At 71.2% G+C, this 22,879-nt stretch carries 23 protein-coding genes and 2 pseudogenes; 20 read left to right on the top strand and 5 right to left on the bottom strand.

From position 1 onward, the window contains the following. Positions 1 to 984: 984 nt before the first annotated feature. A pseudogene (locus AB0F91_RS15835) lies at positions 985 to 1,629 on the top strand (hypothetical protein); the annotation flags it as partial. 365 nt (positions 1,630 to 1,994) lie between these two features. On the opposite strand, the gene AB0F91_RS15830 reads toward AB0F91_RS15835, so the two are convergent. Continuing rightward, positions 1,995 to 2,828, bottom strand: a complete 834-nt coding sequence (locus tag AB0F91_RS15830) for a hypothetical protein (protein ID WP_360598176.1) — start codon at positions 2,826 to 2,828, stop codon at positions 1,995 to 1,997. A 55-nt stretch (positions 2,829 to 2,883) separates the two neighbouring features. Here AB0F91_RS15830 and AB0F91_RS15825 point away from each other — a divergent pair, with 55 nt between their 5' ends. The 11 genes and pseudogenes from AB0F91_RS15825 (at position 2,884) to AB0F91_RS15775 (ending at position 11,159) form a co-directional block, all read left to right on the top strand. After that, positions 2,884 to 3,651, top strand: coding sequence for an SDR family oxidoreductase (locus AB0F91_RS15825; RefSeq protein ID WP_360598174.1), 768 nt, complete (start codon positions 2,884 to 2,886; stop codon positions 3,649 to 3,651). Positions 3,652 to 3,726: 75 nt separating this feature from the next. Continuing rightward, positions 3,727 to 4,470, top strand: a complete 744-nt coding sequence (locus tag AB0F91_RS15820) for an ABC transporter ATP-binding protein (protein ID WP_360598172.1) — start codon at positions 3,727 to 3,729, stop codon at positions 4,468 to 4,470. Then, a complete protein-coding gene (locus AB0F91_RS15815) occupies positions 4,470 to 6,968 on the top strand; it encodes an ABC transporter permease (RefSeq protein ID WP_360598170.1) in 2,499 nt (832 codons plus the stop codon). The genes AB0F91_RS15820 and AB0F91_RS15815 overlap by 1 nt, the downstream gene beginning before the upstream one ends. A gap of 39 nt (positions 6,969 to 7,007) precedes the next feature. After that, on the top strand, positions 7,008 to 7,571 hold the full coding sequence (gene pyrE, locus AB0F91_RS15810) for an orotate phosphoribosyltransferase (protein ID WP_360598168.1): 564 nt from the start codon (positions 7,008 to 7,010) through the stop codon (positions 7,569 to 7,571). A 79-nt stretch (positions 7,572 to 7,650) separates the two neighbouring features. Continuing rightward, positions 7,651 to 8,186 (top strand): annotated as a pseudogene (locus AB0F91_RS15805) (sigma-70 family RNA polymerase sigma factor); the annotation flags it as partial. Between the two features lie 4 nt (positions 8,187 to 8,190). Then, positions 8,191 to 8,754, top strand: coding sequence for an Asp23/Gls24 family envelope stress response protein (locus AB0F91_RS15800; RefSeq protein WP_360598166.1), 564 nt, complete (start codon positions 8,191 to 8,193; stop codon positions 8,752 to 8,754). Further along, the gene (locus AB0F91_RS15795) at positions 8,751 to 9,116 is read left to right on the top strand and encodes a hypothetical protein (protein ID WP_360598165.1); all 366 of its coding nucleotides are present in this window, start codon (positions 8,751 to 8,753) and stop codon (positions 9,114 to 9,116) included. The genes AB0F91_RS15800 and AB0F91_RS15795 overlap by 4 nt, the downstream gene beginning before the upstream one ends. Then, entirely contained in the window at positions 9,113 to 9,364 is a 252-nt protein-coding gene (locus AB0F91_RS15790) for a hypothetical protein (RefSeq protein ID WP_360598163.1), read from the top strand. The genes AB0F91_RS15795 and AB0F91_RS15790 overlap by 4 nt, the downstream gene beginning before the upstream one ends. A gap of 118 nt (positions 9,365 to 9,482) precedes the next feature. Further along, positions 9,483 to 9,917, top strand: coding sequence for an Asp23/Gls24 family envelope stress response protein (locus AB0F91_RS15785; protein WP_360598297.1), 435 nt, complete (start codon positions 9,483 to 9,485; stop codon positions 9,915 to 9,917). Between the two features lie 182 nt (positions 9,918 to 10,099). Continuing rightward, entirely contained in the window at positions 10,100 to 10,486 is a 387-nt protein-coding gene (locus AB0F91_RS15780; protein ID WP_360598295.1) for a DUF2784 domain-containing protein, read from the top strand. A 7-nt stretch (positions 10,487 to 10,493) separates the two neighbouring features. Next, complete coding sequence (locus AB0F91_RS15775; RefSeq protein WP_360598161.1) at positions 10,494 to 11,159, top strand: RNA methyltransferase; 666 nt, start codon at positions 10,494 to 10,496, stop codon at positions 11,157 to 11,159. A gap of 427 nt (positions 11,160 to 11,586) precedes the next feature. Here AB0F91_RS15775 and AB0F91_RS15770 read toward each other — a convergent pair whose 3' ends face one another. Beyond that, positions 11,587 to 12,255 carry a hypothetical protein gene (locus AB0F91_RS15770; RefSeq protein WP_360598160.1) on the bottom strand — a complete coding sequence of 223 codons (669 nt, stop codon included), beginning with the start codon at positions 12,253 to 12,255 and terminating at the stop codon, positions 11,587 to 11,589. A 131-nt stretch (positions 12,256 to 12,386) separates the two neighbouring features. Here AB0F91_RS15770 and AB0F91_RS15765 point away from each other — a divergent pair, with 131 nt between their 5' ends. Further along, positions 12,387 to 13,409, top strand: coding sequence for a glycoside hydrolase family 76 protein (locus AB0F91_RS15765; protein ID WP_360598159.1), 1,023 nt, complete (start codon positions 12,387 to 12,389; stop codon positions 13,407 to 13,409). 460 nt (positions 13,410 to 13,869) lie between these two features. Here the strand turns inward: AB0F91_RS15765 and AB0F91_RS15760 are convergent, their stop codons facing one another. Beyond that, positions 13,870 to 14,736, bottom strand: a complete 867-nt coding sequence (locus AB0F91_RS15760) for a substrate-binding domain-containing protein (RefSeq protein ID WP_360598157.1) — start codon at positions 14,734 to 14,736, stop codon at positions 13,870 to 13,872. A 96-nt stretch (positions 14,737 to 14,832) separates the two neighbouring features. Next, positions 14,833 to 15,861: a LacI family DNA-binding transcriptional regulator gene (locus AB0F91_RS15755; protein ID WP_360598155.1), complete on the bottom strand. Its 1,029-nt coding sequence runs from the start codon at positions 15,859 to 15,861 to the stop codon at positions 14,833 to 14,835. 106 nt (positions 15,862 to 15,967) lie between these two features. On the opposite strand from AB0F91_RS15755, the gene AB0F91_RS15750 reads away from it, so the two are divergent. From AB0F91_RS15750 to AB0F91_RS15720, 7 genes are all read left to right on the top strand, one after another. Then, entirely contained in the window at positions 15,968 to 16,993 is a 1,026-nt protein-coding gene (locus AB0F91_RS15750; protein ID WP_360598154.1) for a substrate-binding domain-containing protein, read from the top strand. Beyond that, complete coding sequence (locus AB0F91_RS15745; protein WP_360598153.1) at positions 16,990 to 17,985, top strand: ABC transporter permease; 996 nt, start codon at positions 16,990 to 16,992, stop codon at positions 17,983 to 17,985. The genes AB0F91_RS15750 and AB0F91_RS15745 overlap by 4 nt, the downstream gene beginning before the upstream one ends. Next, a complete protein-coding gene (locus AB0F91_RS15740; protein WP_360598151.1) occupies positions 17,982 to 18,806 on the top strand; it encodes an ATP-binding cassette domain-containing protein in 825 nt (274 codons plus the stop codon). Before AB0F91_RS15745 ends, AB0F91_RS15740 begins: the two co-directional genes overlap by 4 nt. A 1-nt stretch (position 18,807) precedes the next feature. Next, positions 18,808 to 19,668 carry a PfkB family carbohydrate kinase gene (locus AB0F91_RS15735; protein WP_360598149.1) on the top strand — a complete coding sequence of 287 codons (861 nt, stop codon included), beginning with the start codon at positions 18,808 to 18,810 and terminating at the stop codon, positions 19,666 to 19,668. Beyond that, a complete protein-coding gene (locus AB0F91_RS15730) occupies positions 19,665 to 20,300 on the top strand; it encodes a nucleoside/nucleotide kinase family protein (protein WP_360598147.1) in 636 nt (211 codons plus the stop codon). The genes AB0F91_RS15735 and AB0F91_RS15730 overlap by 4 nt, the downstream gene beginning before the upstream one ends. Further along, entirely contained in the window at positions 20,297 to 21,043 is a 747-nt protein-coding gene (locus AB0F91_RS15725) for an SDR family oxidoreductase (protein WP_360598145.1), read from the top strand. The genes AB0F91_RS15730 and AB0F91_RS15725 overlap by 4 nt, the downstream gene beginning before the upstream one ends. 293 nt (positions 21,044 to 21,336) lie before the next feature. Then, a complete protein-coding gene (locus AB0F91_RS15720; protein ID WP_360598144.1) occupies positions 21,337 to 21,750 on the top strand; it encodes a VOC family protein in 414 nt (137 codons plus the stop codon). A 312-nt stretch (positions 21,751 to 22,062) separates the two neighbouring features. Here AB0F91_RS15720 and AB0F91_RS15715 read toward each other — a convergent pair whose 3' ends face one another. After that, positions 22,063 to 22,731 carry a DedA family protein gene (locus tag AB0F91_RS15715; RefSeq protein ID WP_360598142.1) on the bottom strand — a complete coding sequence of 223 codons (669 nt, stop codon included), beginning with the start codon at positions 22,729 to 22,731 and terminating at the stop codon, positions 22,063 to 22,065. Positions 22,732 to 22,879: the final 148 nt, after the last annotated feature.

Here is a 22,879-nt window from a genome sequence, read left to right as displayed (position 1 = left end):
AGTCGGTCCGTGCGGGGCCGCTTCGCGCCGGACGCGCCGCGCGACTGGACCGTTCGCGTCGGACTTGCCGCGCGACGGGACCATTGATGCCCGAGCCGGTCCGTGCGCGGTCCCTCCGCGCGACTGGTCCGTTCACATCAGCCGCGCGTGCGAGTGGCCGTCTTGCGCCGAGTCCGCGCTGCGACCGGACCGTCACGCTGCGGTTCGGCGGTGATCCGGTCCCTTTGCGCGGTTCGGCGGCGCGACCGGTCCGTTCAAGTCGGCACCTCCGCACTTGCGGTCCGCTCAGGCGCGCTCACCAGGGAAGTTCCCGCCCATCCTGAAACGAGCGGCCGTAAATCCGGCGGCAGGCAGCGTCGCGGGGCGGATCGCCTCGGTGGCACCCCTCCGGTGCTGGTGCCGGCGTCGGTGACCAGCACGTCGAGCTGGACAAAGCGGCCGCCGATCTCGGTAGCGGCCGCGTGGCCGCGGGACCGGTCGCGCGCGCCGACACAGGCGTCGGAACGCGGGCGACGGTGCTGTCCGATCCGGACTTCGGCGTGCTCACGAGCCTGGCGGACGACGATGGGCGGACGACGATGGGCGGACGACGGCGGGACAGCGGCGGCAGAGCCGGCCGCCCAGTTCAGGGCCCAGCACCGCAGCCGGCTCTCGCACCACCTCACGCGGATGGAGCAGCGCGGGCGATCCAGATCGGCGGCTCGCCGACGATGCCGCCCACGTGCTGCTCACCGACACCGGAACGGGCGGATGCGGCCAAGGAGCGGTCACTGCCCGCTCCCGCCGTGCCCGGACACCTGCACGAGCTGCTGGGGAAGCGGGATCAGGCGACCGTGAAAGCGGCGCTCGACCGCCTGCGAACCGGGAAAAAGCCCAGAGATTAAGCGATTTGTCGACCCGGCAAGGGGAGCTGTCCCGAAAGGGGCGCGCCGACACGGCGCGGGCGTTCAGGGGTAAAGGCCGAGCAGCGATACCCTCACCGTCGTGGGTATCTCGGCGTGGATCTGGTTCGTCATCGCCGCCGTCGCGCTGGTGGCGGGGCTCGGCCTGCTCGCGGCCGACCGGGCCAAGGAAGGCTCGCGCAATCGCGAGCGCATGCGCTGGGCCCAGTTACGCGGCTGGCAGTTCGTGGAGGAGGACGATCGACTGCCTCGGCAGTGGTCGGGCGGTGCGATCGGCTACTTCGGCGCCGACGCGGCCGTGAACGTCGTCGCGGGCTCCACCTTCACCTCCGACGGCCGCCGGCCGGTGTTCATCTTCGACATCGAGTCCGAAGGCCAGATTCCGGCGACGGTTGTGGCCGTGCGCTGCAACAAGACGCACCGCGTGCCGGTCGAGATGTGGCTGTCGAGCGTGCCGTTCCAACGCGAGAACATGCCGGAGATGCTCGGCCCGATCGGTCAGCGCTACGCCTTCGCCGACGACTCCGAAGGCGCCCGCGCGGTCATCACCCAGGAGCTCGTCGACGCGGCCGACCAGCTCGGCGGCGACGTCGGCGTCGCATGGCTCGAGAACGAGTGGGTGCTGGCCAGCGTCGTACCCAACGCCGGGCCGTCCCGCCTCGAACGCCTCCTGCGCGACCTCGGCGAGATCGCCGACATCGTCGACCCCTTCGACGAGGACTACGACACCGGCCGCACCTGGGCCCCCGCCGCCGGCACCCCCGCGGCCGGAGCCGCCGCCTCGGAGCAGGGCTCGGCCACCCGCGCCCCGTCCCCGGCGGACACCCGCGCGACCACCCCCGTCGACACCCGCGCGACGACGCCGGTCGACACCCGCCCGGCCGATGCCCCCACCCCGCCCGAGCCCCGCACCCCCTCCAGCGGCCCGAGCACCTTCGGCTCCGTCCCGGCCACCCCGCCGGCGAAACCGGACCCGGACGTCGACGAAGACTGACCCCGAACGCGAAAACGGCCGCCTCGCAAGGCGGCCGTTTTCAGGTCCAGCTCAACCCACCGGCGGTGTCGACAGCACCGCCGGAGTCCCGAACGCCGTCACCCCCGCCGACTGCGGCCGAGACACCCGCGCGAAACCGAAGTCTCCGGCGAAACCCGCGCCGAAGCCGCCTCCGCGGCCGCCGGCTCCCCGCGGAAACCGTTGCCCGACAACGACTGCGTGGTCAGCAGGAAGCCCGAAACCGGCCCGACGCCCGCCGTGGCGATGTGTCGCTGGCCGACGTCAGACACGTCCAGTGAGCCGACGAAGTGCCCCATCCCGTGCAGCTGTGAGTCGGCCACCGCCGAACCCAGCCCACCGACGTCCACGGCGTGGCCGGACGTCCAGTGCACCCCCACGCCACCGCCGAGATCGCCGGCGAAGCGCCCGGCACCGACGTCGCCGGAGGAATCCGCGAAGAGGTCGACGCCACAGGGCAGCCAGACGCCTTCCGCGGTGGGAGTGCCAACACTGGAGCCCGGCGACGAAGACGTAACCCGCGACGAATTCCCCGCCATCAGCCGCGTCGGCGGGTCGGCCCGGACTTCGCGGCGCTGTGAGTGCGAAAAACCGTTTGTCGTTTTCACCGCTGTGAGTGAATCCGAACGGCCGTAGCCGGTGTCGGACACCGCCTGCATCACGGAAGAAGCTGCCGACACCGGCAACCCTCGCGTCGCCACGGAGGCGTCGCGCGCGACCCCCACCGGCGCCGCCGAGGAGTGCGCGGAGTGGTCCAGGCTGCCGTGCTGCTGCAGGTCCAGCGGCAGGCCGTCGAGGGGCAGAGTGGGATCGGCCAGCGCGGACGCGGGGCCGGCGAGCAGCAGTGCGAAGGGTGCCGCACCGGCGGCCACCTTCGGGAGGTAGCCGGGCGTTCGCTGGGTGTGCTTGCCCATGGGGCGGACCATACTTCGCCACTGGGACAAACGCGACTGCAGGTAGGTTCGCTCCATGACCGCCACCGCCGTGATCACCGGAGCCACCGCGGGCATCGGAGCGCAATTCGCGCGCACGCTCGCCGCCGAGAAAAACGACCTCGTGCTCGTCGCCCGCGACCAGGAGCGCCTCGAAGCGTTCGCCCAGCAATTGGCAGAGCGCCATCAAGTGGGCGTGGAGGTCCTCCCCGCCGATCTGTCCGAAGTAGACGGACGCGCGAAGGTCGAGGAGCGCCTCGCCACCGGCCCCATCGACCTGCTGATCAACAACGCCGGGTTCGGCCTCTCCGGCGACTTCTGGAAGATCTCCCCCGACGCGCTGCAGCGCCAGCTCGACGTGAACGTCACCGCCGTCCTGCGCCTCACCCGCGCCGCGCTGCCCGGCATGGTCGAGCGCGGCCACGGCGACATCATCAACGTCTCCAGCGTCGCCGGCTTCTTCTCCGGCCGGGGCTCCACGTACACCGCCAGCAAGAACTGGGTCACGTCATTCACCGAGGGCATCGCGACGTCGCTGCCGCCCGGCGTGCGCATGATGGCCCTGTGCCCCGGCTTCACCACCACGGAGTTCCACGAGCGCGCGGGTCTGGAGAAGGAAGGCCCGCAGGCGTTCTGGCTCGGCGTGGAGCAGGTCGTGGACGAGGCGCTCACGGACCTGCGCCGCGGCAAGGTGATCTCCGTGCCCAGCCTTCAGTACAAAGCCCTGGTCGCCGTCACCGGTCTGCTGCCGCGCGGGGTGCTGCGCCGCCTGTCGGCCGGGTTCGGCAACCGCAGCCGCACGTGAGGTAGGGCTGCCCCCACCCCTGCCCGGCGAGCTGGCACCAGGGTGCGAACCGCCTTCGCTGCCTACGTTTTCCCCATGACGGATGAGGCGGTGCGGCTCCAGGCCGTGCGGAAGGACTACGGGCGGGTCACCGCACTGGCGGGCGTCGATCTGGTGTTCCCGCGCGGCGGGTTCACCGCCGTGATGGGGCCTTCGGGCTCGGGGAAGAGCACATTCCTGCACTGCGCCGCGGGCCTCGACCGCCCGACGGCCGGCTCGGTGCACCTCGACGGCCAGGACCTCGCGAAGCTGTCGGAGACGCAACTGACGAAGCTGCGTCGCGACCGGATCGGCTTCGTGTTCCAGGCCTTCAACCTCCTGCCCGCGCTGACGGTCGAGCAGAACGTCGTGCTCCCGTTGCGCTTGGCGGGCCACCGCGTCGACCGCAAGCTGGTGACGCGGATGCTCACGCACGTCGGCCTCGCCGACCGGCGCCGGCACCACCCGGGTGAGCTGTCCGGCGGCCAGCAGCAGCGTGTGGCCATCGCGCGGGCGCTCGTGGCGCGCCCTGCCGTGCTCTTCGCCGATGAGCCCACCGGCGCCCTCGACACGCGCACCGCGGCCGAAGTCCTCGCCCTGCTGCGGGATTCCGTGCGCGGCGGGCTCACCGTCGTGATGGTGACGCACGATCCGGTGTCCGCCGCGCACGCCGACCGCGTGGTCTTCCTCGCCGACGGCCGCGTCGCCGGCGAGCTCGCCCACCCGACGCCCGACGCCGTCGCTGCGCGCATGACGCACCTCGGCGCGTGGGCCGGCGTCGTCGCGGTCGGTGGTGCCTGATGTTCCGGCTCGCACTGCGCACGCTCCGGTTGCGCAAAGGCGGTTTTCTCGCGACGTTCGTGGCCGCATTCCTCGGCGCGGTGATCGTGTCGGCGTGCGGTGGCCTGATGGAGACGGGCATCCGCGCCGACACGCCCCCGAAGCGGCTGGCGGCGGCGCCGATCGTCGTCGCGGGGCAGCAGGTGATCCGGCTGCCCAAACGCGATCCGGGAGAGGGCAAGCTCAAGACCGAAGCTGTCGCGCTGCCGGAAACCGTGCGCCTGGATCCGGCGCTGGCCGCCGAGCTCCGCGCGACACCCGGGGTGTCCACTGTGGTCAGTGACGTCAACGTTCCCGTGGCGCTGCCGCAAGGACCGGCAACCGGCCACGCCTGGGATTCCGCCGTTCTCACGCCGTACACGCTCACTTCCGGTCACCCTCCCGGCGACGGTGAGGTCGTCGTCGCCGCTGTGACCGCCAAACCCGGCGACACCATCCGGCTCGCCGCCCGCGGCACCACCGGCACTTACCGCGTCGCCGGCGTCGCCATTGCGTCGACGGCCGAGCCCACGATCTTCTTCACAGCCACCGAAGCCGTACGCCTGGCCGGGAACCAGGTCGACGACTTCGGCGTGTTCACCAGCGAAGACCCTGCCACCGTCGCCGCGCGCCTGACCCTCGGCGCCGGGATCGTCGCCCTCACCGGCGACGACCGCGGCCACGCCGAGTTCCCGAAGGCCGAAGCCAGCGGCACCAACCTCGTCGTCCTCTCCGCCGTTTCCGGTGGGCTTTCCGTGCTCGTGGCGGTGTTCGTCGTAGCCGGAACATTGGGCCTCGCAACACAACAGCGGCGCCGGGAATTGGCTTTGCTGCGCGCCATCGGCACCACCGGGCGCCAGGTGCGCCGGATGGTGCTCGGCGAGGCCGTCGCGATCGGCCTGCTCGCGATCGCCGTGGCCGCCGCGCTCGGCCCGCTGCTCGGCCGCCGGCTCTTCGGCCGCCTGATAAACGCCGGCGTCGTGCCCGGCGTGGTGCAGTTCCACCAGGGCTGGCTGCCGATGGCCGTCGCCGCCGGCGCGACGTTGCTCGCCGTGGTGCTCGCGGCCCTGGTCACGGCCCGGCGCGTGAGCCGGATCCGGCCGACTGAGGCGCTCGCCGAGGCCGCTGTCGAACGCCGGTGGCTCACGCCGGTGCGGCTGGTCGTCGCCGTGCTCTGCTTCGGCGGCGGGACGGCGCTCGGGATCGTCACGCTCGCGGTGATGACCGGCCCCATCGCGGCGAGCACGGCGGGACCCGCGGTGATGCTGTGGGCGATCGGCGTCGCGGCGATCAGTCCCGGCGCCACGTTGCTCATGGCGACGCTGTTGCACGCTCCGGTGCGCCTGCTCGGCGGCGTCACCGGCTGGCTGGCACTGGCCAACACGCGGGCCGCGGCCACGAAGGTGTCGGGCGCGGTCACGCCGATCATGCTCGCCGTCGGCATCGCGACCGCCAACATCTACCTGCAGACCACCACACAAGCCGTGTCGCACCAGGCCTTCACCGAAGACCTGCGCGCCGATGCCGTGGTCGCCGCCCCGGCCGGAGTCAGCCCCGAGCTGCTCCGGCGCGTGCAGGACGCACCGGGCGTCGCCGCCGCGTCGGAGTACGTGACCAGCACGGTCTTCGTCACCGCGCCCTACGACGACAGCCAGGACGACGACGGCCACGCGGCCCTCGGCCTCACCGCCGGCAGCGCGGCGCAGACGACGTCGGCGAAGGTCACCGCGGGCAGCCTCGACGCGCTCACCGGCGGCGCCGTCGCGTTGCCCGCGATCGTCGCCACGGAGCTGCACCGCGGAGTCGGCGACGTCGTCACGCTCCGGCTCGGAGACGGGCACGAGGTGACCGTTCGCGTCGTCGCGCTCGTCGACCAGCGCGCCGGGTTCGAGACGCTGCTGTTCCCCGCCGGCCTACTCGCCGCCCACACCACCACGGGCCTCGCGCCGCAGGTGCTGGTGCGCGCCGCGCCGGGCGTCGACCAGGCGCGGCTCACGGCCGGCCTCACCACGGCCACCGCCGGCGAGCCCGTTTCGGTCGGCGACCGCGAGTCACTGCTCGCCGCGCACGCGACCGGTGACGCGGTGGGCTCGTGGGTCAACTACCTGATGATCGGGATGATCATCGGCTACACCGTGATCTCCGTCGTGAACACGCTCGTGATGGCCACCGCCCGCCGTCGCCGCGAGTTCGGCCTGCAGCGCCTCGGCGGCTTCACGCGTACGCAGGTACTGCGCATGGCGGGCGTCGAAGGCAGCCTGATCGCGACGATCGGAGTGGTGCTCGGCACGGTCGTCTCCGCGGGCGCGATCGTGCCGTTCTGCCTGGTGGCCACAGGTTCACCGCTGCCGATCGGGCCGATCGGGATCTACCTCACCGTGGTCGCGACCGCCGCCGTGCTCGCGCTGGTGGCGTCGCTGGTGCCCGCCTGGGTGGCGACGCGGGCGCGGCCCGTGACGGCCGTCGCGCTCGGCGAGTGACGATCGGGCTTGTCGGTGGCGTGTGTAAGACTCTCGGCCGTGGCGTACCCCGGGTTGGATCAAAGTGCGAAGCTCGAACTGGCCAGGCTGGTCACCGAACTGGCCGTGGTGCACGGCAAGGTGACCCTATCGTCGGGCAAGGAAGCCGACTACTACGTCGATCTCCGCCGGGCGACCCTGCACCACGCGGCGGCGCCGCTCATCGGGAAGCTGCTGCGGCAGCTCACGGCCGACTGGGACTACGTCGCCGCCGGCGGCCTCACCCTCGGCGCCGACCCGGTCGCGCTGGCGATGCTGCATTCCGCCGCGAGCGACGGGATGGTGCTCGACGCCTTCGTCGTCCGCAAGGCGGTGAAGGAGCACGGCATGCAGCGCCGCATCGAGGGCGTCGAGGTGCGCGGGCAGCGTGTGCTGGCCGTCGAGGACACCTCGACGACGGGCGGCAGCGTGCTCACGGCCGTCGAGGCGCTGCGCGAGGCGGGGGCGGTCGTCGCCGGCGTCGCCACGGTGGTCGACCGGGACACGGGCGCGCGCGAGGCCATCGAGAAGGCCGGCCTCGAGTACCGCTACCTGCTGAACAAGGACGACCTCGGCCTGAGCTGAGCGCGATTCTCGAAGAGCACCGAGAACGCCTGTGTGACGAACACCCCTCGCCGGTGCCCCCCTGGTGGAAGGGGGTGCCGTGACCACGACGGAGCTCGACGACGCGACGCTGGTCGGCCGCGCCCGCGACGGCGACGTGCGGGCGTACGAACAGCTTGTGCTGCGTTACCAGGTGCCCATGCTCCGGCTCGCGGTGAAGATGCTCAACCACCGCGGCGACGCCGAGGGCGTGGTGCAGGAGGTGTTCCTCGGCGCCTGGCGCAAGCTCGCGCAGCTGCAGGACGACAGCGCGTTCGTCGCCTGGCTCTACTGCAGCATGGCGATCCGCTGCCTCAACGTGATCCGCGCGCGCCGTCTGCAGGCCGACGTCGACCTCGAGCTGGCGGAGTGGCCGCGCACCGATGGGCAGCCCGAGCACGCGGTGCAGGCCAACGGGCAGCTCGAGGCGCTCAACGCGGCGTTGCAGCAGCTCACGCCACAGCAACGCGGGTGCTGGCTCCTGCGTGACGTCCACGGCCGGGCGCCTACGACGAGATCGCCGAGGTCGTCGGGGTGAACCCCGTGGCCGTCCGGGGCCGCATCGCCCGGGCTCGGGCGCAGCTGGCGGAGGTGATGAGCCGTGGCGGTGAACGAGACCGGCACAGATTACGAACTGCCGTGCGGCCGGATCTGGACGCTCTGGGACCGGCTCGACTCGGCCGACGAGCACGAGGCGACCGGTCCGCACTGCGCCACCGCGCGCGAGAGCCTGCTGGCCCTGCGTGCGGCGACGGCCGAGCTCGTGGCCGAGCCCGAGGCGGTGCCGCCGGGCCTGCTGGGACGCATCATGTCGGCCGTGCGGGCCGAGGCGCGGCGCGGGCAGATGCTCGACCTGCTGCCGCCGGAGCCGGGCCGGGCGGAGGTGAGTGAGGCGGCGGTGGCCGTGGTGCTGCGGTACGCGGCCGACTCCGCGGGTGACGTCCGGGCCTGCCGCTGCCGCGTGCGCACGGTCGGGGTCGCTCCCGGCGGTCGCGGGATCGTCGAGGTCGAGCTCACCCTGGCGGTGCGGCTGGGGAACGTCGACGGTGCCGAGACGTTGGCCCGGGTGCGCGAACGCGTCACGGCCGCGGCGGCGGCGCGCGTCGGGTTGACGCTCGCGAAGCTCGACCTGCTGGTCGAAGACGTGTACGAGGACGGCGAATGATCGGCGAGGCCGAGTACGTGATCGCGGACCCCGTGGTCGCGAGCGTCGCGGCCCGGGCCGCGCTCGACACCCCCGGCGTGGTGCGGCTGGAGCCGGGACTGCGCGGCCTCGTCACGGCGTGGACGCGAGCGGCGCGCGGGCGGTGGCAGGGCTGGATCCCGCGCCGATCGACGGGGTGCGCGTGCGCAGCGTCGAAGGTGGGCTGTCGGTCGAGGTCGACGTCGTTTTCGGCGTTCGACCAACCCGCCGCCGTCGGGCGGGCGGTGCAGCGATCGGTGACACGCGTGGTGGCCGAGCAGACGGGCTTGGCGGTCGACGCCGTGGTGGTGTCCATTGTGGATATCGAGCTGGAGCGCCGGTGAGCGTCGCCGAGCGCGTCGTAGCGGCGCTCGCCGAGGTGGCGGGGCTGCGGCCGGCGGTGGAGCGGAGTTGGGCTTCTGCCGTGGATCTGACGCCGGAAGCGGTGCGGGTCGGGCTGATCGCCACGCCGCTGCCGCCGATGCTGGCGCGCGCGGCGGGCGTGGTGCGGCCCGTGCTGGCGGGCACGGAGTGGGCGGGCGCGACGCTGCGGCTGATCGTCAGCGACGTCGACGCCGGCGCGTTTTCCTGAGCCCCGCGTCACGCGGTCGGTTCGTGACGATCACCGGCCCGTTGTGTCGAAGAGGGGACGGGGCAGGAAAGCCTTGTCCCGCCTCGCTTCTCAGCCCACCGAGGGAGAAGTGCGATCGATTGCCGCCGAGAAGACCGTTGACCTCGTGGTGGCTCCTGGCCTCGTGACCGACCTGGGCCCCACGACGATCGCCGACGTGGTCGTGCAGAAGATCGCCGGGCTCACGACCCGGGAAGTGCCGGGCGTCCACGCGCTGGGCGGCGGCGCCGCGCGGGCGCTGGGAGCGTTGCGCGACCGCATCCCGGGCACGTCGGCGAGTGCGGGCCAGGGCGTTTCCGTGGAGGTCGGGGAGAAGCAGGCGGCGGTGGATCTGGAGATCGTGGTCGAGTACAGCGTGCCGATCGCGGACCTCTTCCGCCAGGTGCGACGCAGCGTGATCGGCGCGATCGAGCGCATGACGGGCCTGGAGGTCGTCGAGGTGAACATCAACATCGGTGACGTGTACATCCCGAGTGCGGACGAAGAGCCCATCACGAGTGATCGGGTGTGTTGAGGGATCTTTCCGGCGCGAGGTTCGTACCCGGAGTGACCACTCCGTTACCCCTCGGGTGATCACCCTGCTCCCGTGGGTTGAACATCACAGGGAGTGAGGAATTTTCGCCCGCCGGGGCCCGGTTACCGGAGTAACGTCGCTGGTAGAAGCCGTGGGGAAAGGGGGCGGTGGTGAACGCTTCGGTGGCGCATTTCCTCGCCGACGTAACGGTGGCGGTGCACATCCTCGCCCTCTTGTTCATCGGGCTCGGCGGCTTCCTCGCGTGGCGCTGGCCTGGCATCGCGTTCGTGCACGTGTTTTTCGCGGCCTGGGGCGTTCTGGTCAACGTCACCCCGGTGCCCTGCCCGCTGACCGCGGCGGAGAACTTCTTCCGCCACCAGCAAGGACTTGGTGACCTGCCGGGCGGGTTCAACTCGTACTACCTGTACGACACGGTCGTGCCGCGTTCGCTGCTGCCGGCCGTCGCGGCGATCGCCCTGGCGCTGGTCATCTTCTCCTACGTTGGTGCCTACCACCGCTGGCGGCACCGCCACGACGACACTCCGGCTCACCGCGTCCGCCTGGGCTGAGCGAGAATTGTCCCTCGTGACGGACGATTCCGAGGCTGGGCCCACCGAGTGGGTTGGTCGTGAGCCGGTTGGTGTGGGGCCCTGGGTGGGCCCGTGGCCCACGGACCCGAGGTACGACCCTGAGCTGCTGGAGCACGGGGATCGTCGGAACGTGGTGGATGGGTACCGGTATTGGCGCCGCTCGGCCATCGTGTCCGATGTGGATGCCCGACGGCATCCGTTCCACGTGGCCATTGAGAACTTTCAGCATGACCACAATATCGGGACGGTTGTTCGGACGGCCAATGCCTTTGCTGCTGCCGAGGTGCACATTGTGGGGCGGCGGCGGTGGAACCGTCGTGGGGCGATGGTGACGGATCGGTACCAGCATTTGCGGCATCACGAGGATGTTGCCGGCTTGGTGTCTTTTGCTGCTTCTGCCGGGTTGGCGGTGGTGGCTGTGGATAACACGCCTGGGTCGGTGCCGGTGGAGGTGGCTTCGTTGCCGCGGGAGTGTGTGCTGCTGTTCGGGCAGGAGGGGCCGGGGTTGTCGGAGGAGGCTCAGGCTGCTGCGTCGATGGTGGTGTCGATTGCGCAGTTCGGGAGTACTCGGTCGATCAATGCCGGGGTGGCGGCGGGGATTGTGATGCACGCTTGGGTTCGGGAGCATGCTGATTTGTCGCGGTCTTGGTGATTCGTGGTTCGGCTCGATCCGCTGGCGCGGATCATTGCCGGTGTTGTGATTTGCGGGCGGGCACCCCGATTTTTAGTGTCACTACGCGGTCTGGACCACTTGTCAAGGCGGGAAAGAGTAGCTTGACCAGTGGTCCAATCCGCGTGGACGGCGAGGACCGGGGTGCAGGTTCGGGTCTGGGCGCGCCGCGGGTTGTGTTGTTGGGTCGCCGGATGTTGTCGGTGGTGGTGTGCCGACTGTGAGTGAAGGTTGCCGGTGGGGCTGGGGTTGAGTTCTCGCTCTTGGCCTGGGGTCCGGTTGGGGGCAGGGGTCTGCGGCTGCAGTCCACCGTGCCTGGGCGTATGTCGCCGTAGTGGCGAGTGGTCAGGCGCTGCGGGGTTGGGCTGGAGCCACCGGGATGACTAGCCCAGGTTCCGAGCGGAGGGCTTCAGCGCCGAGCGGGCGCCGGAGCGGAGACGCCGATGCGGTGCGGGGCGGGGGCAGCGGTGGTGTCGCGCTGGGCGGGAGCGGAGGCGCCGGTCCGTCGGGTGGGCGCAGTCGCGGTGCGGTGCTGGGCGGGACCCGGAGCGGAGATGCTGGTGCGACGTGCAGGAGCAGCAGTGGTGTCGCGCTGGGCGGGGGCGGAGGCGCCGATCCGATGGGCGGGGGCAGCGGTGGTGCGGTGCTGGGCGAAAGCCGGGGCGGAGACGCTGGTGCGGCGGGCGGGGGCAACGGTGGTGTCGCGCTGGGCGCGGGCAGAGGCGCCGGTCCGTCGGGCAGGAGCAGACGCGGCGACGCCGGTGCGGCCGGCGGCGGGCGCACTGGTCTGGGCGGCACCCCGAGCGGGAGCAGCCGTGGCGCGCTGGGCCGGGGTGGCGACGCCGGTGCGGCCGGCCGGAGTCGACTCCGGCCGGCGCTGGGCCGGGGCAGCCGTGCCGCGCGGGGCGGGAGCGGTGGTGGAGCGCGGGGCGGGCGCGGGGGCGGCGGTGCGCTGAGCGGCAACCGGAGCTGGAGCACTGGCGGTCGCGGCGTTGGCGGCCGGGCCGAGCAGGGTCAGTGCGCCGCACGCGGCGGCGAGGCCGACGAGACCGGAACCGGTGAGCTTCTTGGCGTTCATGGTGTTCTCCCCGACTGTCGAGTGGATCTTGGGCACCACCGAACGTAGGGACGGGTTGTCAGGAACCGGTTTCAATCGGATCAGGCCGGGATCAGGGGCGCCATCCTGCGCGAACGGGCAGAATCACGGCTATGAGCGTCGATGGGGTTGGGCGGGCGGCCGCGGCGGAGCGCGCCGTGCGGGGGCGGCACCTGCGGCGCGTCTGGGGTGTGCCCGGGACCGTGCTGGGGCGCAGCGGCTGGCCGCCGACCGTCGGGCAGCGGCTGCACTGGCACTGGAACTACTGGTGGCAGGCGCATGTGCTGGACAGCCTGGTCGACGCCCAGCTGCGCGACCCCCAGCCCGAGCGCGCGGCGGTGATCGGGAAGTTCGTGAAGTCAGTGCACTTCCGCAACTTCGGCAAGTGGATCAACGACTACTACGACGACATCGCCTGGCTCGGCCTTGCCCTGCAACGCGTCCGCGCGCTCGAGCTGTCCGATGTGGACCGCGCGCTCTCGGACATCGACGCCCGGCTCCACGAAGGCTGGACCGACGACGCCGGCGGCGGCATCTGGTGGCGCCGCGGCGACACGTTCAAGAACGCCCCCGCCAACGGCCCCGCCGCCATCTTCCACGCCCGCGAGGGCGACGCCACCCGCGCCCGCGACATGACGAAGTGGCTCACCGACACCCTCGTCGACCCCGCCGCGGGCCTGGTCTGGGACGGCCTCCGCGTCGACACCGGCGAACTCGTCAAGCACATCTTCACCTACTGCCAAGGCGTCTACCTGGGCGCGTGCCTCGAACAGTCCGATGTGGACGCAGCCTCACGCACCGTCCGCGCCATCGCCGCCCACCTCGCCCCCGGCGGCATCCTCCGCGGCCAAAACGGCGGAGACGGCGGTCTCTTCGCCGCCATAGCTGCCCGCTACCTCGCCCTCGCCGTGCCGCGCCTGCCCACCCCGGAAGCCGCCACCGCCCGCACCCTCGTCCTGACCACGGCGGACGCCTGCTGGTCCGGCGCCACCCCGACCCCTTCCGGTCCGTTGTTCAGTGCCGAATGGGCCAGCCCCGCGCCGTCAAGCCCGCCACCCCCCGCCGCCCCCGAACGCGACCTGTCCGTCCAAACCGGAGCCTGGCTGCTCCTCGAAGCAGCCGCGACACTCGACTGATCGCCGTCGCGCCGCACGGCTGCCTCGGCCCTCCACCAGCGGTCGGCTCTTGGGCGACGTGTTCTTCGCACCAACGGCCGAGAACGCCGCCCGGAACCTCTGAATTGAACACGTCAGAGCTCGAGGGGACTCCAGCCTCCACGTCCCTCAGCCACCAGGCCGTTGGAGCGTGCCGGTCGCGTTGCTCGAATGGGACGCCGATCCGGGTACGGCTTCGACGAGACGAGGAGATACCGGCGTTCTCGACGTAGCGGCAGACCACAAGCCGAACATTCCGGCATCGGTGGTCATCGTGCCGGTGGTTTCCCTCGGTCGTGCCCCTAGCGGCACGGGGTGTCGGCGGAACTTGCGCATGGGGAGTCTGAATCGCTGCGCTGTGGTTGGCACGCAAGCCGCTGACTTCGGTGGGCCAGCCGCGGACGTCGTCAGCAGAGACTCGCGCGTGGAAGTCCGGTAAAACTCAACAGCCGCAAGAAGCGCGGTGCAGGAATCGCGGCGCCAGCCGCACCGCTTCGGGGCGGCGGTCCGGCTCCTGAACTCGAGCCATCAGCAACTGCACCGCCCGGCGCCCGATCTCCGAGATCGGCTGGGCCATCGTGGTGATGGCCGGGGAAACGGTGCGCGCCCAGGCCATGTCGCCGAAACCGACGACGGCGAGTTCAGCGCCGATGCGGATGCCGCGGCGGTGGGCTTCCCATTGGACGCCCATGAGCATGGACTCGCCGGCGACCACGACAGCGCTGGGCGAAGGCCAGCCGTCCAGGAGTTTGGCGGCGGCGCGGGCCGCGCCGCCCGGGGAGGACATGCCGCAGGCGACGAGTTCGGGGTTGTAGCGCAGGCCGGCGCGGTCGAGGCCGAGGCGGTAGCCCAAAGTGCGTTCTTCGCTGACGGCCGAGTCGGCGGCGCCGGTGATCATGGCGATGCGACGATGCCGGCGCGAAGCCAGGTGCTCCACCAGCGAAGACACCGCCTGGATGTTCTCCGAGCCCACCTGGTCGACGTCGTTGCGGCCAGCGATGCGATCGACCAGCACCGTGGGGACGCCCATGCGCACGAGGCCGTTGATGACCGCGTCGTCGCCGGGGGCCGGGACCACCAGCACCCCGTCGACCCGGTCCGCCCGCAGCGCCCGCACCACGGCCGCCTCTTCGGCCACGGAATCGTGCGTGTCGGCGAGCATCAGGTCACAACCGGCGCGCGCGGCGGCGCCGCGGATCGCGCGCAGCAGATCACCCGTGTACGGGTTCGCGTGCATGCCCAGGGCAACACCGAACCGGTGGGTGACCGGCGTGTCCCAAACCGGGATCTCCGGCGCCAGAGCGGTCATGTCCGTGGCCCTCGTCGTCGTGCTTACCCAACGGTAACCGGCGCCGACATGCGCGAGCGGCGATCGACTCCAAGGATCACCAGTGTGAGTGAACGATCAAACCGCTCCGGGGCAACCGCACGACTGTCGGTGGCGCAGCGTGGGCGGCAGCCGCACGGTCTCGGCCGGGCGCGTCGGGTCGGCGAGGCGGGCGAGCAGCAGTTGCACGGCGCGGCGGCCGATTTCCTCGATCGGTTGCGCCATGGTGGTCAGTGGGGGGTCCACGAAGGCAGCCCACTCCACGTCGTCGTACACGACCACCGGCAGGTCACGGCCGATGCGCAGGCCGCGCCGGCGGGCCTCGTGCAGGACGCCGACCATCATGCTGTCATTGGCCACCACCAGCGCCGTCGGCGGTTCCGGCAGCGCCAGCAACGTGCTCAACGCCAGCGCGCCGCCGTCGCGGTGCGAGCTCCCGCACGCCACGAGGTCGGGCGACCACGCGAGCCCCGAGCGGCCCAAGCCCAGCCGGTAGCCGAGCACGCGCTCATCGCTGGTCGTGAGGCCCGGCGCGCCGGAGATCATGCCGATCCGCCGGTGTCCGAGCGAGGCCAAATGCGCGGTCAACGCCGAGGTGGCCTGGATGTTCTCCGCTCCGACCTGGTCGACGTCGGTGCGGGTCGAGAGCCGGTCGATGAGCACCGTCGGCACGTCCAGCGACACGAGTTCACCGATCACCGAACCGTCGCCCGGGGAGGGCGTCACCAGCAGACCGTCAACGCGACGGGACCGCAGGGCCCGCACCACGTCACGTTCGGTCGCCGCGGCGTCGTGGGTGTCGGCGAGCAGCACTGTGTAACCGTTGGCCGAAGCCTCCCGCTCGATCGCCTGCATCAGCGCCGCGAAGTACGGGTTGGCGACCAGCGATATCGCCATCCCGATCGAGCGCGTACCGCCCGTGACGAGGGAACGAGCGATCGCGTCGCCGGTGTAGCCGGTGGTCTCGATGGCCCGCAGCACGGCGGCCTTCGTGTCCTCCGCGACGGCGCGCGTGCCGTTGACGACGTGCGAAACCGTCGTGATCGACACCCCGGCGAGCTCCGCGATGTCGCGCTGGGTGGGCCGGGAGGAGCGGGTTTGTGGCATGTCAGTCCTTCACGAGGTTTCACCGCAAGCGTTTGCGCAAACGCTTGCGACGTGTGCTGAGTCTGTCTACCTTGCCGTCCAACGGCAACCTCGCAGGAGGGCATCCATGAGACAGCGCAGTCTCTCCGCACTGGCGCTGGCCGCCGTGGTCGGCACCGTGCTCGGCACGGCCGGCTGCACGGTCGAGCGCCACTGGGGCGGCAACACGACCCCGGCCGGCAGCGGCAAGGTCAAGGTCGGCCTGGTCACCAAGACCGACACCAACCCGTACTTCGTCGAATTGCGCAACGCAGCCGGTGCGGCCGCGAAGGCCAACGGCGCCGACTTCAGCGCGCTCGCCGGCCAGTTCGACGGCGACAACGACGGCCAGGTCCGGGCTATCGAGAACCTCATGCAGCAGGGCGTGAACACGATCCTGATCACCCCGAGCTCGTCCACCGGCGTGCTCAAGGCGATCAAGGACGCGCGCGACGCCGGGGTGCTCGTGATCGCACTCGACACCGCCACCGAGCCGGCCGACGCCGTCGACGCCACCTTCGCCACCGACAACTTCGCGGCCGGCCAGCAGCAGGGCGCGTACGTGAAAGCCGCCCTCAACGGCGTCGACCCCAAGCTGCTGATGGTCGACGGGACCGCCGGCTCCTCCGTCGACACCGAGCGTCACGGCGGTTTCCTCAAGGGCATCGGCCTCACGGACTCCTCGCCCGAGATCAAGGGCCACACTCCCGCCAACGGCGACCAGAGCCTCGCGCAGCAGGGCATGGAGAACCTGTTGCAGCGCAGCACGGACATCAACGCCGTCTACTCCATGAACGAACCCATGGGCCGCGGCGCATACGCCGCGCTGAAGGCCCGCGGCCTCACCGACCGCATCGTGATGGGCTCGATCGACGGTGGTTGCGAAGGCGTGCAGAACGTCAAGGACGGCCTCTACGCGGCCACCGTCATGCAATTCCCGAAGAAGATGGCCGAACAGGGCGTGCTCGCCGCCGTCGAATACGCCAAGACCGGCAAGAAGCCCACGGGCTTCGTGAACACCGGCTCCACCGTGATCACCGACAAGCCGATGCCGGGCGTCCCCAGCCAGAACACCACGTGGGGCCTGCAGAACTGCTGGGGAGGCGCGAAATGACCACCGCGACGGTGAACGGGACCCGTGAGCGCGAGTCGCTCGGCGAGTTCATCCTGCGCGCGCCCGCGGTCGGCCCCGCGCTCGCGCTGATCGTGGCCATCGTGGTCTTCTCCCTGGCCACGGACACGTTCTTCGACCTTGACAACCTGTCCACCGTGGTCCAGCAGTCACTGGTCGTCGGCACGCTCGCGCTCGGCCAGACGCTGATCATCCTCATCGCCGGCATCGACCTGTCCAACGCGGCGTCGATGGTCGTCGCCACGCTGATCATGGCGAAACTCGCCGCGGCGGGCACCAACGGCTTCGTGGCGCTGCTCGCCGGAATCGCGCTGACGGTCCTCGTCGGCCTTTTCATCGGCACGCTCGCCACGCGGATCAAGCTGCCCGCCTTCATCATCACGCTCGGCACGTTCACCGGCCTCACCGCCGTGGCGAAGCTGATCGCGGGCGGCCAGGCGGTGCCGGTCACCGACGGGCTCCTGCAGTGGCTCGGCACGAAGCGCTACCTCTTCGGCGGTATCCCGATCACCTACGGCATGACGCTGGCGCTGATCATGTACCTGATCGTCTGGTACTCGCTCACGAAAACCGCGTGGGGCAAGCACGTCTACGCGGTGGGCAACGCGCCGGAATCCGCGCGCCTGTCCGGTATCAAGGTCAACCGCACGGTGATCTCCGTGTATCTGGTCGCGGGTTTCTGCTTCGGCATCGCCGCGTGGCAGGCGCTCGGCCGTACGCCGAACGCCGACCCGAACCAGTTCCAGCTCGGCAACCTCGACTCGATCACCGCTGTGGTCCTGGGCGGCACCAGCCTCTTCGGCGGCCGCGGTTCGGTGCTGGGCACGCTGTTCGGCGCGCTCGTCGTGGCGGTGCTGCGCTCGGGCCTCACGCAGATGGGCGTGGACGGCAACTACCAGGACCTCGCGACCGGCGCGCTGCTCATCGCCGCCGTGGTCGTCGACCGGATCGCACGGAGGCAGCAGCAGTCATGACTTCCGACAACGGGCAGCAGACGACGCTTTCCGCTCGCGGCCTCGTGAAGCGCTACGGCCGCGTGACCGCCATCAACGGCGCCGACTTCGATCTCTGTCCCGGCGAGGTGCTCGCGGTCGTCGGCGACAACGGCGCCGGGAAATCCAGCCTCATCAAGGCGTTGTCCGGCGCGCTGATCCCCGACGCGGGCGAGATCCGCGTAGACGGCCAGGTCGTGCACTTCAAGTCCCCTTTGGACGCTCGCCACTACGGGATCGAGACGGTGTATCAGGACCTGGCCGTGGCGCCGGCGCTGGACATCGCGTCGAACATGTTCCTGGGGCGGGAAAAGCGCCTGCGCGGGCCCTTCGGCGGGCTGGCGCGCAAGCTCGACACGGGCGAGATGCGCAAGGAGGCGCAACGGATCCTCGACGAGCTGGGCATCAACATCAAGTCCATCAACCAGCTCGTCGAGACGCTCTCGGGCGGCCAGCGCCAGGGTGTCGCGGTGGCGCGCGCGGCGGCGTTCGGCACGAAGGCCGTGATCATGGACGAGCCGACGGCCGCGCTCGGTGTCGCGGAGTCGGCGAAGGTGCTGGAGCTGATCGGGCGCATCCGCGACCGTGGGTTGCCGGTGGTGCTGATCAGCCACAACATGCCGCACGTGTTCGACATCGCCGACCGGATCCACGTGCACCGGCTCGGCAAGCGCGTGGCCGTGGTGTCGCCGAAGACGCACACGATGAACCAGGTCGTCGGCCTGCTCACGGGCGCACTGCAGCTCGACGAAGGCGGTGCGGTCGTGGAGGTCGCGGCCACCACGCACGCCGGGCTGACCTGACGTGCGCGTGCTGCTGGCGGGGCTGTGCACCGTCGACGTCGTGCAACGGGTGTCGCAGTTCCCGGCGCCGGGTGAGAAGGTGCAGTCGCTGCGGGTGGACGTCGCGGCCGGTGGGCCGGCGACCAACGCCGCCGTGGCCGTGGCCGCGCTCGGGGCCGCCGCGACGCTCGTCACGGTCGTCGGGGCCCACCCGCTGGCAGCGCTCGCGCACGCCGACCTCATCGCGTGCGGGGTCGACGTCGTGGACCTCGACCCCGCGTGCGCCGACTCGCCGCCGGTGAGCGCCGTGGTCGTGCGCGACTCCGATGGGGAGCGAACGGTCGTCTCGCGCAACGCCGCCTCGGGTGCGCCGGCGGAGGTTCCGGATCTCGCCGGGCTCGTCCGCGCCGCGGGCGCCGTCCTCGTCGACGGCCACCATCCCGAGCTCGCGCTGGCCGTCGCGCGGGCCGCGCGGTCACTCGGCGTGCCCGTGGTGCTCGACGCCGGCAGCTGGAAACCCGTGCTGGAAGACCTGTTGCCGCTGGTGGACGTCGCCGCGTGCGCCGCGCACTTCGCCGCGCCCGGGCCGGGATTGCATGAACGCGGAGTACCCGTCGTGATCAGGACCGCGGGGCCGGATCCCGTTCGCTGGAGCACTGCGGAAGACTCAGGCCAGGTGCCTGTCAACGATGTCGGGGCGCGGGACACACTGGGAGCCGGCGACGTGTGGCACGGCGCGCTCACGCACGCGGTCGCGGCCGGTGGAAGCTCGGTGGACGGGTGGATCCGGCACGCGAACGCGGTGGCCGGCGAGCGCGTCCGCCACGTGGGGCCGCGGTCTTGGACGGCGGCGATCTCGAAGTGGGGAGAAGGAGTGCGATGACGGCGTTCGAAGACCTCCTGGCACGGGCCGAGGGCCTCGCCAAGCCGCGGCAGCGCAGCGTGCTCGGCATCATCGGCGCGCCCGCGTCCGGCAAGACCACGCTGGCCTGGGCGATCGCCAACGCGCTGGGCTCCCGCGCGGCCGTCGTCGGGATGGACGGCTTCCACCTCGCGCAAGTGGAGCTGCGCCGGCTCGGGCGCGCCGACCGCAAGGGCGCGCCCGACACGTTCGACGCCGCGGGCTACGTCCACCTCATTCGCCGGCTCGCGAAGGGCAGGGAAACCGTTTACGCGCCGGAGTTCCGCCGCGAGATCGAGGAACCCATCGCGGGCGCGGTCGCGGTGGCGCCCGAGGTGCAGCTGGTGATCACGGAGGGCAACTACCTGCTGTTGCCCGACGACCCGTGGAGCGGTGTGCGCCAGTACCTCACCGAGGCGTGGTTCCTCGCGCCCGACGAGCCCGAGCGGATCGAACGGCTGGTTTCGCGCCACCGCCGTTACGGCCGGTCACTGGTCGAGGCACGCCAGCGCGCGCTCGGCTCGGACCAGCGCAACGCCGACCTCATCACGAGCACCCGTGACCGTGCCGACCTCCTGCTGGAGAACCTGCCGCTCGTGAACTTCGCCCTGTGACCGGGGTTCTCGTCGTCACCGGCGGCAGCCGCGGGATCGGCGCGGCGATCTGCACGCTCGCGGCCGAGCGCGGTTACGACGTGGTGGTCAACTACTCCGGCGACTCCGAGCCGGCGGCCGAGGTCGTTTCGCAGGTCCGGGCGCACGGGCGCAAGGCGCTGGCGGTGCGCGCCGACGTCGCCGACGAACGGCAGGTCCGCAAGCTCTTCGGCACCGCCGGGGAGCTGGGGTCGCTGGCCGGCGTCGTGAACAACGCGGCTATCACCGGCAACACGCCGGGTCGCCTGGACGAGCAGAGCACGGCCACCGTGCGGCGCGTGCTGGAGGTCAACGTCGGCGGCGTGTTCCTGTGCTGCCGCGAGGCCGTGCGGCGGCTCTCGACGCGGTACGGCGGCCCTGGTGGCGCCATCGTCAACGTCTCGTCCACAGCCGCGCGCACGGGCTCGGCGGGCGAGTGGGTGCACTACGCGGCGACGAAGGCCGCGGTGGACACGCTGACGTACGGGCTCGCGCAGGAGGTGGCGAGCGAGGGCATCCGGGTGAACGCCGTGGCGCCCGGGCTCGTGGCCACCGGCCTGCACGAGGCAGCCGGCCTGCCCGACCGCATCGAACGGCTGTCACCGGGGATTCCGCTGGGCCGGCCGGGCGAGCCCGCGGAGATCGCCGAGGCCGTGCTGTGGCTGCTGTCACCCGCGTCGTCGTTCACGGTCGGCGCGGTGCTGGAGGTCGGCGGCGGCCGCTGAGTTGTGTCTCAGCATGTGGTCGACGCGCGGTTCGGCGTTCCGCTGGGGTGCTACTCGTGTTCACGTCATCCCGGCCTGTGGGACGCCGGGCGACGAGCAGATCACGATTCGTGGCGAAAGTCGGTGAATCCGTCCGACCGACCGAGGCGGCTGTGTCACTCTGGTGGAGCCTCCGGGGCAGTTGGACGACCGGGGTCGCGGCGGCGCCGGTTCACGGGGTGGGTGACAAGCGCCCCGCGTCGCAAACGCACAGAGTGCGCAGCCGGGGGTCGGAAAGGACGGCCGCGAAAGTCATGCCCAAGCTCACGTCTGTGCACCATCTGGCGCTCACCGTGACCGATGTGGAACGCAGCGTCCCGTGGTACGCGCGGGTGCTCGACCTCGAGGAGAGCCACCGCCGCGAAGACCCCGAGACCGGGGTCCACAAGGTCGTGCTGAAGTCCGCGGGTGACGGGTTTTCCGTCGTCCTGGTCCAGCACCCGGACACCGACCGCCGTGGCTTCGACGAGCGCCGGACAGGGCTGGATCACGTCGCGTTCTCGGTGTCGTCGAGGGCGGAACTCTGCGAGTGGGAGGACCGGCTCTCGGAGTACGGGGTGTCGTACCTGCGGCCGACGACGTCGCGGACGTTCGAGGGGTCATCGGTGATCGTGTTCCGGGATCCGGATGGGATACAGCTGGAGATCTGGTCGGATCCCGAGTTGTAGAGCGGGTTTTGCCGGTGTGGGCGCTCGAAGCCCGGCGCCTTCGGGCCGGTTTCCGTTGTGGCGCCGAACAACTCTGATGACGACTGTGCTTCGCCGTCCTCGCGGTTTCGCGATACAGGCGGGGTCGATCGGAGTTGCCCACACCCTGGGTGAAGCTGTGGACAAGTCGGCGGTTTGCGGCCTGGGCCACCGGTTTCGTCGTACCGTCGCCGCCGCGCGGTCAGGGGGCCAAGCGGCGTGGCCGAAGCGAAGCACGTCAGCCCCGGAGCGCCGTGCGGGCCAGCGGCTCAGGCGCGAACCGAAGCCGAAGCGTCACGCGTGGGCGTCGTCCGGTTCGTCGACGGGCCGGCGCATTTCCTGGCGGTACCGAAGCACCCCGTACCCCGTCCCCAGGACGAAGAACGCCACGCTCACCCACAGGGCCGCCGTCTTCAGCCACGGCAGGGCGTCCAGCAGGCCGGCGCCGTAGTAGCCCAGCAGGACCAAGGTGGGGACCCACAGCAGGCCACCCAGGCTGGTAGCCGCCAGGAAGCGCCGAGGATCCATGCGGGCGGCGCCGGCGATGAGCGGGGCGAGGGTGCGGATCCACGGGATCCACCGCGCCGCGACGATGGCGAAGAAGCCCTTGCGGTCCAGGAACCGTTGGGCTCGGTCGAGGTTGTGGCGGTTGAGTACCTTGCCGCCACGGCGGGCGATGAAGCGGGTGCCCGTACTTCGGCCGATGTAGTAGCCCACCTGGTTGCCGCCGACGGCCACCACGAGCGCGGCGCCCGACAGAAGCCACGCGTTCGCGTCGGAGCCGTGCTGGGCGAGCACCACGCCGGCGCCGAAGAGGAGCGAGTCGCCCGGCAGGAAAAGGCCGACGATGAGCGCGCATTCCACGAACACGAAGGAAAGCACGATCACCCAGACGAGCAGCGGACCGGCGGTGTCCAGCCAGCTCACGCCGACTCCGGCGGCCTCGATGCTTGCGGGGTTCACGCGAAGAGCCTACGTGGCCGCGATCGCCGGAAAGAAGGAACCATCGAATCCAGCCTTCCGGTCACTTTCGGTATTCCTGCAATGAACTGCGCGTTCACCAATGGAGCAAACGAACGGGCCGCCCGGGAAGTTTCCCCGGACGGCCCGA

It is taken from the genome of Amycolatopsis sp. NPDC023774 (assembly GCF_040639695.1).
Lineage (GTDB): Bacteria > Actinomycetota > Actinomycetes > Mycobacteriales > Pseudonocardiaceae > Amycolatopsis.
This window is presented reverse-complemented; position numbering and strand designations above follow the sequence as displayed.